We start from the raw sequence: 12,281 nt of genomic DNA, 5'->3' as shown, positions 1-12,281 counted from the left end.
TTTACACCCCCGTTTTTATCTTTGCTAATTCTGCCGCGACATCTAAAATCATATCCTCTTGCCCTCCAACTACTTTTCTTTTCCCCAGTTCTATTAAAATATCACGGGCATCTACATTAAAGCGTTTTGCCGCTCTTTCAGCATGTAATAAAAAGCTAGAGTATACACCAGCATATCCCATTACTAGACTACCTTTTTGGATTTCTTGTGGTACTGGTAATAAAGGGGCAACAACCTCCTCAGCTACGTCCATCATCTTATATAAATCTATATCTAGCTTATATCCCATACGATCCAAAACAGCTAGCAATACTTCTGTTTGGGCATTTCCAGCTCCTGCCCCAAGACACCGCACGCTTCCGTCAATACGTGTCGCACCTTCCTCAATTGCAGTGACTGTATTCGCTACTGCAACCGAAAGATTATTATGACCATGGAAACCAATTTCTATATTTAAAGATTGACGTAATGCACGAATACGCTCACGTACTTCGTGGGGTAATAAAGCACCAGCCGAATCAGTTACATAAATTGCTTCTGCACCATAATCCTCCATAAGCTTTGCTTGTTCTACTAATTTTTCAACCGGTGCAGAATGTGCCATCATTAAAAAACCGCACACTTCCATACCTAACTCACGCGCAAATTGAATATGCTGAGCTGAAACATCCGCTTCTGTTACATGCGTTGCTACACGAACAAGTTTCGCACCAATATTTGCAGCTTGCTTTAATTCATGGATAGTTCCAATACCAGGAATTAACAAAACAGCTACTTTAGCTTGCTTACACTCATCTACTGCTGCCTCAATTAGCTTCATTTCGTTAACTAATGACTTTCCATATTGTAATGTAGAACCACCTAAACCATCTCCATGACTCACTTCGATATAATGCATACCGGCCTCATCTAATGCCCTTGTAACAGATCGAACTTGTTTTTCTGTAAATTGATGTTTCATTACATGGCTTCCATCACGTAAACAAACTTCCGTTATTTTCACTGGCATTTCACTATTTCGCCTCATTCATTACACCTCTTTTCTTCTCTGAAATGATTTGTGCTGCGAATTCTTCAGCTACTTTTAATGACGCTGCTGTCATAATATCTAAATTACCGGCATAAGGGGGAAAATAATCTCCTGCTCCTTCAACCTCTAAAAATACAGTTACACGATTCCCATCAAACATCGGCTCTTGTTTTAAAGAATAACCTGGAACATACGTCCTAACTACTTCAACCATCTTTTGAATCGCTTCTTGGATAGAAGCCTCATCCATATACTTAACTTCACAATATACTGTATCTCTCATTAATATAGGAGGCTCAGCAGGGTTTAATATAATAAGTGCTTTCCCTTGATCTGCCCCACCAATTTCTTCGATTCCGCGCCTCGTCGTAATTGTAAACTCATCAATATTTGCCCTTGTACCTGGACCTGCACTTAAACTTGAAATTGTAGCAACTATCTCTGCATATGTAACATTTGCTACCTCATTAATAGCATAAACAATCGGAATCGTTGCTTGTCCCCCGCACGTAATCATATTAACGTTTTGCTTTTCTACAAAATTATTATTTGGTATAGCAGGGCAAACGAACGGCCCACATGCAGCAGGTGTTAAGTCTATTATTATTTTCCCAAGTTCCCCCAATACTTTTGCATGGTGACTATGTGCTTTAGCTGAAGTTGCATCAAATACAATATCGGCTAAATTTAGATTATCAATAATTGCTTGTATTCCATTATCAAAAATCTCGTATCCCGCTTCTTTTGCTCGCTTTAAACCATCCGATTCCGAATCTATTCCAATCATGGCATTCAGCTCTATGACTTCACTTTTTCTTAATTTATACATTAAATCCGTGCCAATATTACCTGATCCAATAATGGCTACCTTTACTTTCTCCACATCTATCCCCCCTTTTTTCAATCTTTTAATCTATATGAAGGTAACAGAAACCGATCCGAGTGAACCGAAATCAGCATGAATACTATCTTTACTATTTACTGAGACTGCACCAGATAACGCACCTGGTAAAATTAACTCCCCTGCTTTTAATCCAATATTAAACTCATGAAGTTTATTAGCTAGCCAAGCAACAGCTTGCGCAGGATGCCCTAATGCAGCCGCACCAGCACCCGTTGCAATTAAACTATTATTTTTATAAAGTGTCATTCCAGTTGTACGTAAATCTACTTTATCAACGCTAGAGAATGTATCACCAATTACAACTTTTGCCGACGATCCATTATCCGCCACTGTATCAGCAAGCCGAATTTTCCAATCAGCAATTCGACTATCAATAATTTCAAGTGTAGGCACTACATATTTCGTCGCCATTAGTACGTCAACATATGTAATATTAGGCCCATTTAAGTCTTCTGCTAAAACAAACCCTATTTCTGCTTCTATTTTGGGAGCTACAAAGGAACTTATTGAAATTTCACTACCATTTTCTATCTTCATATCGTCCAGTAAATGTCCATAATCTGGTTCATTTACCCCAAGCATTTGTTGCATTGCAACACTCGTAAGTCCAACTTTCTTTCCAATTACACAACGCCCATTCTCCAACTTTCTTTCTACTACTTCAAGCTGAATATTATAAGCATCCTCAACAGATAAATTAGCATATCTCTCAGTAAATGGAGGTATCCCTACTCGTGAATTTTCAGCTTGTAATAGTTCATCAGCTAATTCTTTAATTAACAATTGCTTTCACCTCATTTTTCAAATTTATATATCCCCTATCAACGACAATATAACTAGCCTCCACCTAACTATTTTATTTCCATAAATGTCAGATGGGAGCTTTGAACTTTAAGTTAAAACATCCCCTTTATAATTTCATCGTAACCGTCTTAGCTTCCGTATAAAATTCGAAACTATGACGTCCACCTTCTCTACCAATCCCACTCGCCTTCGAACCGCCAAATGGAGTACGTAAATCTCGAACATACCAACAATTAATCCATAATAATCCTGAATCGATTTGTGAAACCACTCGTTGCGCTCGTCTAAGATCATTTGTCCAAACAACTCCAGCTAGTCCATAAATGGAATCATTCGCAATGCGAATTGCATCCTCTTCCGTTTTAAATGGAATAACAACTAGAACTGGGCCAAATATCTCTTCTTGCGCTACACGCATACTGTTATCAACATCATATAGAATAGTAGGTTCATAAAAGTTTCCTTCTACTAGACTCTCCACTCTTTTTCCACCATAGGCTAATTTTGCCCCTTCTGAAATTCCTATTTCTACATAACGATCAACTGTTTCTAAATGAGATTTTGATACAAGCGCTCCCATATCTGTATCTTCAGAAAGAGGATCTCCAACTTTTATTCTTTTTACAGCCGCTACAAATTTCTCTAAAAACTGTTCATATACACTTTCTTGCACAAGTAATCTTGAACCAGCTAAACAAATTTCTCCTTGGTTCCGATAAATAGCTTCAATCGATCCTTGTACCGCTTCATCTAAATCTGCATCTTCAAATACGATATTTGCTGATTTGCCCCCTAATTCTAATGAAACAGGTATTAAGTTTTCTGATGCATTACGCATAATTGTTTTTCCTGTATTACTTTCTCCAACAAATGAAATTCTTCTTACAGCTGGATGTGTTGTCATTTTTGTCCCGACAGTATTCCCTGGACCTGTAATAATATTAAGTACACCTGGAGGTAGTCCTGCATCATTTGCAATTTCACCAAGCATAACTGCACTTAATGGAGTATAAGAGGCCGGCTTGACAACAACAGTATTACCAGAAGCAAGTGCAGCTGATGCTTTCCACGTCATTTGCATAAATGGCAAATTCCAAGGAATGATTAAACTTGTCACTCCCGCGGGAGCATACTTTGCATATGACATAAAGTTATGTTTGTCATAATGCTCATGCACCATATATTTAGCCATTTCAGCAAAGAAGCGAAAATTATGAGCCGAACGGGGTATATCGAATCCTTTGCTTTCTTTAATCGGTTTTCCAACATCAAGAGTTTCTATATATGCTAGTTCATCCACTCTTTCCATAATCAAATCTGACATTTTGCATAAAATATTCGACCGCTCTTCCACAGGCATTTCACTCCAAATGCCGCTTTTAAATGTACGTTCTGCCACATCAATTGCTCTTTTTGTGTCCTCTTCATTTGCCTTTGCAATAGAAGCAAGTTTTCTATTCGTCGCTGGATTGAACGTATCAAATGTTTCGCCAGATATGGAATCCACGTATTGTCCATCAATAAACAATTTCGCATTTTTTACTTTCATTTTGTCAGCTAATAATTCTTTGTTCACCTTCCTTACCTCCTACTCCTCAATTTCTAAAACCATCTCAATTTCAATTGTTGTGTTATTAGGTAATTGAGCCATACCGACTGCAGATCGGGCGTGTTTTCCCTTTTCCCCAAAAATATCTACTAATACATCAGATGCCCCATTCATTACTTTTGGCTGATTAATAAAATCTTCCGTACTATTTACAAAACCAAGTAGCTTTACAACTCGTTTTACCTTATTTAAATCACCTAGTTCGTTTCTCACAACACTCAATAAATTCAACATGGATTGTCTTGCTGCTTTATATCCTTCATCAATTGAAATATCCTTTCCTAACTTCCCGTGATACTCATCTACACCTTGTCCTGCAGTAAACAATAAGTTACCTACTTTTACACAACTAACATAATTTCCAACTGCTGGGCGAATAGCTGGTAGTGTGATTCCTAACTCACTTAATTTGCTCTCAGGTGTTTGTAATCTCTGCATATGCTACACCTCGTTTTTTTATATCAATATTTAAAAATTCCGCAGCATTTCCCCCGAGCATCGCTGCTTTTTGTTCCTCCGATAAACCGACTGTTTCATCAATCACTTTTCCAGGATCAACTTCTCGCAATAGAAATGGATAATCTGAGCCCATGAAAATTTTTTCATGTCCAAATCTTTCAATCATATATTTCAAATTAATAGGATCATAATTTAAAGAATCAAAATAAAATTTCTTTGCATAATAACTAGGAGGGTGTGTAGTCAACCGTAAATGCGGCCATACTTTCCATCCTTGATCTAATCTTGGCAAAATATATGGGAAAGACCCTCCCCCATGTGCAAAACAAACCTTTAACCGTGGAAATTTCTCCATTATCCCACTACATATTAGTGTAGCTGCCGCAAGTGCTGTTTCACTTGGCATCCCGACTGTATACATAAAATTATGATGTGGCATTCTATCGCGCCCTAATGTTTCCCATGGGTGAATAAAAATCGGAACTTGCCATTTTTCAGCCATTCGAAAGAATTCAATAAACGATGGATCATCTAAATTTTTACCATTTACGTTTGTACCAATTTCAATACCATGTAAATTTAATTCCGTTATACAACGCTCCATTTCACGAATTGCAGTTTCTCCATCTTGCATCGGAACTGTTCCTAGCCCTACAAAACGATCTGGATGTGCTGAAACTGTTTCTGCAATAAAATCATTTTGAATACGTGCCATACTTTCGGCTTCCTCTGGTTTTGCCCAATACGAAAATGTAACAGGGATTGGCGATAAAACTTGAATATCTACACCTTCACGGTCCATATCTTCAATTCTTTTCTTAGGGCACCAGACTTGGTCTGTAACGTCACGAAAGTTTTTACCTCCAACCATAATACTTGCACCACATGTACAAGTCCGATTTAATATCGGCCAACGACCACCACCAAACTTCTCTTCAAAATCCGGAAAAGTCTCAGGAATAATATGTGTATGAAAATCTATTCGCACTTCCATTCCTCCACTTCTTCTGGCATAATGTGACCACAGTGCTTACATGCTCGAATTTCCTTATTCGAATTAAAACTATGAATTGCTTCTTTTACTTGCTTTTCAATATCATTTAATTGAACACGCACACGATGCATTTCATGATTACACTCGTCACAGAACCAAACGAAATCCTCAAGTTCTCCTTGGCTACGTTTTCTTTCAATTACTAGCCCAAATGTATTAGCAACACGGTGTGGTGAATGTGGTACCATAGCTGGCAGCATAAATACATCCCCTTCTTTTACTGTGACGACTTCCCGCTTACCTTCCTCTGTAATACACTCCACATAACATTCACCTTTAATTTGATAGAAAAATTCATCTGAAGGATCTACGTGAAAATCACGTCTTCTATTTGGACCACCTAATATCATGGCAATAAATTCCGAATCTTGCCAAATAACTTTATTATTTACTGGCGGCTTCAATAACTCCTTATTCTCATCAATCCATTTTAGTAAATTAAAAGATTGCAAAGTTTTAGACATATTATTTCCTCCTCTTTATTCCTTCTATTTATATCGTTTTAAAAGACTAACCGAGTAAAGCGCTAGACTTTTGCAACTCTCCATGACATACATAATTTCTAATTCTCGTTGAAGATATTCGCTCACCTTCTTCACAGCAAACATCTTTCACTATAGAAATATTGAAGTGTTCTCTTAGCAGCTCTATATTACCTTCTCGATTTTTTCCGAACCTAAAATCTTGACCAATATAAATGTCTACAGGATTTAGCCTTTTTAAGTCTTGAACAAAACAGCTCGCACTTTTGGTTATATATGACTCATCAAACCGAATTACAATTACATGTTCAACACCGAGATTTTGAAGACGTTTCACCTTCTCTTCAATGGGTGTTAATATTTGCGCCCCTTGAAAATAAGAACGTGGTGGTGGATCAAATGTATACACAACATTTGTTATCTTTAATTCCTTTGCCTTCTCAACCGTATTTTTAATAACAGTTTGATGGCCTTTATGTACACCATCAAAAGCACCAATTGAAACAATTGATTTCATTAATTCAGGTATACACTGCTCATGTATATAAATGATTCTCATCTCTCTTCTTCTAAAGTTAGATTTCTAAATAACCAAATTCCTTTGAAATCAAATTTGCTGTATTCATCACACTTTGAATTATGATTTCACGTTGACTTCCCTGCATATATGATATGGGACCAACAATATTAAGCGCCGCAATAGTTCTGCCAGTATAAGATCGAATTGGAGCAGCAATTCCATATAGTCCATGTTCATTTTCATTATCACTAATTGAATATCCTTGTTTACGAATCTTCTGTAACTCCACTTGGAATTGTTTCACGCAAGTAATTGTATTAGGGGCTCGTCGTAAAAGTTCTTTTTCTGACGTACATTCTAATGAAGATGAATGGAACGAAAGCAACACTTTCCCTGTACTTGTACAATATGCAGGCTCTCTTGATCCAACATGTGTTGAAATTTGAACTGATTCCCTTGATGACACTTTCAAAATAAATACGACATCACCACGATCATACATACCAATATGCACAGTCCCATTAAAATTTCTAACAAGCTCTTCTACAAGTGGAATTGCTCCGCTATAAATCTCTTGCTGAAACATAACCTGGTTTCCCCACTCTAACAATTTCCAGCCTAATCTATATTTTCTTTGCTCATCTTGAATGAGCATTCCTTCTTCACACAACGTACGAACAAGGTGATGAACCGTACTTGCATTCATATTTAGTTTTTCCGCTATTTCAGAATTACCTAGTACAGGCTCATCACTCGTGAAACAATTTAGAATTTTACAAATTTTACTGATAGAAGCGATCAAATCATTTACCTCCCCTATTCCAGTTACAGTTCTCTAGTTTTAGATGTTGTTAAAAATATAAGAAGATTTACATCCTAACAGTAAAATTCTTGTTATCATCTGTTGCTCCTTCCTTTTCTAAATAAAAATGTAAGCGTAAACATTTTTATTTAACTTAAAGCACCTTCAGATGAACTTGATTGCAAAGCATTGTTTACTAGGGAAAACGTTTGTTGTTTTTTGTACGCATTATAAAACATTCCCATTTTACGTACCGGATCTCCAGAATAATAACGCTCATATTGTAATAACCGTTGTCCAAAAGCTTCTCCACATAAATCCCATGCTAATTTAAATAAACGAACTCGTTCCTCAGAAGATACTCCTTCACGCCCAATATAGTATTTTTCCATATCGTCTTGAATTTCGGGATTCATAAAATCTGCACCTGTCGGTGACATTAATAATCCACCAGCACCAATGGTTTGAATAATCTCAATTGCACGTGGATACATTTTAGGTAATAAACTGCGTATTGTATCAAGTGGCAACCTTGCAGGAATAACTTCTCCATATGGATTCTTTTCATATTCATACTCAGCTACTTGTAAGAGCGCACGTATCGTTTCTACATCTTGCATAAGTTCTGCTAACTGGTTTTGTACATTCAAAAATCCATCTACTCCTATCGAATCTGCTAATTTCATAGCTACTTCAGCAGCGAAAGAAAGCTTTACTAATCCTCTTACTCCAGATTGATGCGCTGGCTGATGACCAATTCCCGTTTTAGGATACAATTGATTCCCAGCTTCTATATTTTGATAAATAAATACTTTATCCCATGGGATAAACACATTATGAAATACTAGTAATGCATCCATTTCCTCAAACCTTGATGCAAGTGGATGATCAAATAGAGAACGTTTTCCATCTTGCATTGGCTCACGACAAAGAATTCTTAGTCCTGGTGCATCAATTGGTACTGCAAAAGAGATTGCATGACGTTCATCACCTGGCTTAAAACTTGGATAGGAATATATAATTACCTCGTCTGTAATAGGGGCGAGTGTCGCTAACATTTTAGCACCACTAACATACATCCCTTCTGCTGTTTCACTTACTACACCTAAATGCATAGTTTCATCTTCTTGTTGATGAGAAGCCTTACTACGATCATTTTGCGGATTAATAATCGCATGTGTTAAAAATAAATCATTATCCCGTATATGTTTATAATAATTCTTTATATTCGCTCCCCATTCTGGATTGAACTTCTCAAAAAACCAAGAATTACTTGCCATTGAAGTTACTGTTACATTTAAAAAATCTGGTGTTCTTCCCATTAAACCGAAGGTAGCTTTTGCCCATACTTCAAATAATTCACGACGTGCTTTTAAATCTTCATAATTTTTTGGCACTAAAAAGGCATTTGAGACCCTTTCCCCTGTCTCTTCGCATATATGAGTAATCTTATCCTGATATTCTAGATTGTGCTGCATATCATATAAGTTAGCAATTTGTAAAATGGGTTCGCGAAAAACATCTTCATTTACTACATCTGTTACTTTTCTTCCACCAATCCAAATTTCAGGATTTCTTTTTCGTAATCCTTCAATATACTGTTCCCCTGTTCTAATTGCCATTCTTTCCCCTCCAATTTCCCATAATAATATACTAAAAAGTTTAGAAACTCCATTTGATGACTGAATTTTCAATCATTATATCAATTTTAATACTTACAATTTCGCTCTTATTTCACATTATGAAATCTTAATTTTTTTTAAACAACACGAAAAAGGAACGGTTTCCCGCCCCTCATCCATTCACTTTCTCTGCATCATTCCAATAATATTTACTAAACGCTTCCGTTAACACATCAATGGTATTATATAGTTCATCCAGCGTATTATCCACACCACCCACTTCAATTAACATTGCGTTTTTAGATAAGTCTTGATTATATACACCATTTCCGTCTTTTTTATCCTTAGGGAATATTCCTCTACTTATTCCGTAATAGTTTTCATCTAAATAGCTATTGATCGCCCTTGCGATTTTTTCATTTTCAGCACGCCCTTCGTTTTCCATCCCAATTATAAAATATAATCTTGCATACGATTTCCCGTTAATGACTTTTGTTGTTACCTTCTTTCGCTGATCATCACGATGTATATCAATCGGAAACGCAATTTTACTATTCTGTGCTAATGCTTCTTTTACATATCCATGCGATGCTTTATATGACTGATACCATACCCATTTTTTACTAGCTAGTAAATCACCCATATTCGTTTTATCATGAATTACTGGAATTCCTTGTCCTTCAAGTTGCTCCTTAAAACGGTCCCCTAATAAGGACACATTTACATCTGGACTCGATGGATCGGTAGCACCTGGTAATAATGGAAAGAAGGATTCCCAGCTATGTGTATGGTAAATATATACCGCGCTTTCTCCCTTTTTTGTCCCGCTCTTTTTTTGCACTGGATTCTTCTTTTCCGCTTCTGTAACTTTGTCTTTTGCTACTTCTCGTTCTTTCGTTACTTCTTCAATTTGTACACTAGATTCATTAGGAATATTCGTATAGTTCGTCCCTTCACCAGCTACGATAATGTTAGAATAATATTTTGACATACCGGGTACTTCTTTACCAACAAACGTTCTTAAATCTTTAATTTTCAAATCCGTCGCGATAGAGAATAGTAAACTTCCAACTGAGTCTCGTTTATATTTTTTAAAATAATCATATCCATAGTAATGATTCTCACTTTCTATCATTTGTACAAAACCTTGCATCGATACTTTTCCAAACCACTGATTCGCATAATAAGATTTCATTGTATGTAAAAGTGACGTCACAATCGACGCAATAATAATTACTACTAGTGCATATAAAAAGAGTAATGAAATTAGTTTCTTTCCATGTATACGAGTTGCATACTTTTTCACTATATCACCTTCTTTATACATGAATATGTACAAGCTTTATGGAATATACGCACAAAAAAAGAGAAATGGCATCCCATTTCCCTTTCTCACTCTTATTGTTCTTTACCTGTATCATTTGAAGGTAGTTTCTTCGCTTGTTTTTCTTTAAAGATTTCTCCGATTGCACCAAGAGTACCAAGTGTTTCAATTGCATTAGATGGAATAAAGACTTTATTTGCTGGCCCTTTCGCGACCTCAATCAATGATTCAAATGATTTATAAGCCAGTACGCGCTCATCTAAATCTGCTGCACGAAGTAACTCAATTCGATTTTGTTCTGCTTTTGCAATTTCATCAATCGCTCTTGCTTCCCCTTGTGCTTCTAATTCTTTCGCTTCTCGTATACCTTCAGCTTCACGAATACGTGCTTCTTTATCCCCTTCAGCCATCAAGATTTTACTTTGTTTTTCACCTTCAGCACGAAGAACTTTATCTTGTTTTGCAGCTTCAGCTTCTAAAATGATCGCACGTTTATTACGTTCTGCTTTCATTTGTTTTTCCATCGATGCTTGCACATCTTTTGGCGGGTTAATATCGACAACTTCAACACGTTCAATACGAACGCCCCATTTTTCTGTTGCTTCGTCAAGCGCTAAGCGAATTTCCGTTGAAATTTTTTCACGGCCAGATAATGTTTCATCCAGTTCCATTTTACCAATAATTTGACGCATCGTTGCAGAAGTAATGTTACGAACACCATATTCATAGTTAGAAATACCGTATGTCGCAAGTTCTGGTTCAACAATTTGATAGAAAATAATTGTATCAATTTCTACTTGTACATTATCTTTCGTTATTACCTTTTGCGGTGGTACATTCGTTTGTTGAATACGTAAATCATGATATACACGAACGCGATCCACAATCGGTATTAATAAATTTAATCCTGGGTGCATAATGCGTTGAAATTTACCAAACCTTTCAATAACCCCAACTTTTTGCTGTGGGACAATTTTAATCGTCAATGCAACAAATACAACGACAATCAACGCGAAAATAATCGTTAACGTTAATGCTACTACCATATTTATTCACTCTCCTTTTTTACTTGTAAAATAGTACTATGCCTCTTTATAACAACGACTTTTTCTCCAGCATCGATAGGAGTATCCGAAATAGCTGTCCAAGTATCTCCATCCACTTTCACAATACCGTTCACTTCACTTGTAATCGTTTGCATAACAATTCCCTTTTTACCAACAAGTTTATCTACTGTATCAGTAAAACCTTTTGCTTCTCGAAAGTTTTTTGAAATTCTTTTCGTAAAGAAGGTCAATGTTAAACTGACAATCGCACCAGCAACAACTTGTAAAAATAGTGCATCAGGGGCAAACAAAGCAATAAGACCTCCGACAACAGCCCCAATCCCAAGCCAAAGCATGTAAAACGTAATCGACAACATTTCCGCGATAAATAAAATACCTGCTATTATGAACCAAATCACCCATCCAGCCATATGCAACCCTCACTTTCTTTCTCATTTTCTATATGTATATGAAGAAAAGAATGGTTTATCCGCCCTTTCTCATAGAGGGACGTTTGCTACAAGCTATTATATATATTCGCTGTTACAACAAGCATTATTAAAATACTATATTAATATATTCTTCATTATACATGAAAATCCCTTTCAAAAAATGACAAAAAATT

At 36.4% G+C, this 12,281-nt stretch carries 13 protein-coding genes; all 13 read right to left on the bottom strand.

The genetic code is table 11. The annotated features are described in order from the left end of the window. Position 1: 1 nt before the first annotated feature. Complete coding sequence (dmpG, locus tag BAU23_RS07585) at positions 2 to 1,027, bottom strand: 4-hydroxy-2-oxovalerate aldolase (protein ID WP_001254084.1); 1,026 nt, start codon at positions 1,025 to 1,027, stop codon at positions 2 to 4. Beyond that, complete coding sequence (locus tag BAU23_RS07580) at positions 1,014 to 1,913, bottom strand: acetaldehyde dehydrogenase (acetylating) (RefSeq protein WP_071733962.1); 900 nt, start codon at positions 1,911 to 1,913, stop codon at positions 1,014 to 1,016. The genes dmpG and BAU23_RS07580 overlap by 14 nt, the downstream gene beginning before the upstream one ends. A gap of 30 nt (positions 1,914 to 1,943) precedes the next feature. After that, positions 1,944 to 2,717, bottom strand: a complete 774-nt coding sequence (locus tag BAU23_RS07575) for a 2-keto-4-pentenoate hydratase (RefSeq protein ID WP_000905638.1) — start codon at positions 2,715 to 2,717, stop codon at positions 1,944 to 1,946. Positions 2,718 to 2,844: 127 nt separating this feature from the next. Then, positions 2,845 to 4,314: an aldehyde dehydrogenase gene (locus tag BAU23_RS07570; protein ID WP_071733961.1), complete on the bottom strand. Its 1,470-nt coding sequence runs from the start codon at positions 4,312 to 4,314 to the stop codon at positions 2,845 to 2,847. A 12-nt stretch (positions 4,315 to 4,326) separates the two neighbouring features. Next, positions 4,327 to 4,785, bottom strand: coding sequence for a RidA family protein (locus BAU23_RS07565; protein ID WP_001189373.1), 459 nt, complete (start codon positions 4,783 to 4,785; stop codon positions 4,327 to 4,329). After that, positions 4,763 to 5,800 (bottom strand): amidohydrolase family protein, encoded by a 1,038-nt coding sequence (locus BAU23_RS07560; protein ID WP_033656566.1) that lies wholly within the window; start codon positions 5,798 to 5,800, stop codon positions 4,763 to 4,765. The genes BAU23_RS07565 and BAU23_RS07560 overlap by 23 nt, the downstream gene beginning before the upstream one ends. Next, positions 5,785 to 6,324: a 3-hydroxyanthranilate 3,4-dioxygenase gene (nbaC, locus tag BAU23_RS07555; RefSeq protein ID WP_000047731.1), complete on the bottom strand. Its 540-nt coding sequence runs from the start codon at positions 6,322 to 6,324 to the stop codon at positions 5,785 to 5,787. Before nbaC ends, BAU23_RS07560 begins: the two co-directional genes overlap by 16 nt. 46 nt (positions 6,325 to 6,370) lie before the next feature. Further along, a complete protein-coding gene (locus BAU23_RS07550; protein ID WP_001220345.1) occupies positions 6,371 to 6,901 on the bottom strand; it encodes an FAD synthetase family protein in 531 nt (176 codons plus the stop codon). Between the two features lie 16 nt (positions 6,902 to 6,917). Next, complete coding sequence (locus BAU23_RS07545; protein ID WP_000561977.1) at positions 6,918 to 7,664, bottom strand: IclR family transcriptional regulator; 747 nt, start codon at positions 7,662 to 7,664, stop codon at positions 6,918 to 6,920. A gap of 149 nt (positions 7,665 to 7,813) precedes the next feature. Beyond that, positions 7,814 to 9,286, bottom strand: coding sequence for a 4-hydroxyphenylacetate 3-hydroxylase family protein (locus tag BAU23_RS07540; protein WP_001007863.1), 1,473 nt, complete (start codon positions 9,284 to 9,286; stop codon positions 7,814 to 7,816). A 172-nt stretch (positions 9,287 to 9,458) separates the two neighbouring features. Beyond that, positions 9,459 to 10,613: a stage II sporulation protein P gene (gene spoIIP, locus BAU23_RS07535; protein ID WP_002075600.1), complete on the bottom strand. Its 1,155-nt coding sequence runs from the start codon at positions 10,611 to 10,613 to the stop codon at positions 9,459 to 9,461. A 71-nt stretch (positions 10,614 to 10,684) separates the two neighbouring features. Beyond that, on the bottom strand, positions 10,685 to 11,656 hold the full coding sequence (locus BAU23_RS07530; protein WP_016129236.1) for an SPFH domain-containing protein: 972 nt from the start codon (positions 11,654 to 11,656) through the stop codon (positions 10,685 to 10,687). 2 nt (positions 11,657 to 11,658) lie between these two features. Further along, on the bottom strand, positions 11,659 to 12,087 hold the full coding sequence (locus BAU23_RS07525) for an NfeD family protein (RefSeq protein WP_000929497.1): 429 nt from the start codon (positions 12,085 to 12,087) through the stop codon (positions 11,659 to 11,661). Between the last annotated feature and the right edge of the window lie 194 nt (positions 12,088 to 12,281).

Origin of the sequence: Bacillus nitratireducens, from assembly GCF_001884135.1 — a bacterium.
Lineage (GTDB): Bacteria > Bacillota > Bacilli > Bacillales > Bacillaceae_G > Bacillus_A > Bacillus_A nitratireducens.
This window is presented reverse-complemented; position numbering and strand designations above follow the sequence as displayed.

Coding starts and splice junctions, on each gene's coding strand:
- dmpG (WP_001254084.1), bottom strand. CDS start 1,027: ATGAGGCGAAATAGTGAAATGCCAGTGAAAATAACGGAAGTTTGTTTA.
- BAU23_RS07565 (WP_001189373.1), bottom strand. CDS start 4,785: ATGCAGAGATTACAAACACCTGAGAGCAAATTAAGTGAGTTAGGAATC.
- BAU23_RS07560 (WP_033656566.1), bottom strand. CDS start 5,800: ATGGAAGTGCGAATAGATTTTCATACACATATTATTCCTGAGACTTTT.
- nbaC (WP_000047731.1), bottom strand. CDS start 6,324: ATGTCTAAAACTTTGCAATCTTTTAATTTACTAAAATGGATTGATGAG.
- BAU23_RS07550 (WP_001220345.1), bottom strand. CDS start 6,901: ATGAGAATCATTTATATACATGAGCAGTGTATACCTGAATTAATGAAA.
- BAU23_RS07540 (WP_001007863.1), bottom strand. CDS start 9,286: ATGGCAATTAGAACAGGGGAACAGTATATTGAAGGATTACGAAAAAGA.
- spoIIP (WP_002075600.1), bottom strand. CDS start 10,613: ATGTATAAAGAAGGTGATATAGTGAAAAAGTATGCAACTCGTATACAT.
- BAU23_RS07530 (WP_016129236.1), bottom strand. CDS start 11,656: ATGGTAGTAGCATTAACGTTAACGATTATTTTCGCGTTGATTGTCGTT.
- BAU23_RS07525 (WP_000929497.1), bottom strand. CDS start 12,087: ATGGCTGGATGGGTGATTTGGTTCATAATAGCAGGTATTTTATTTATC.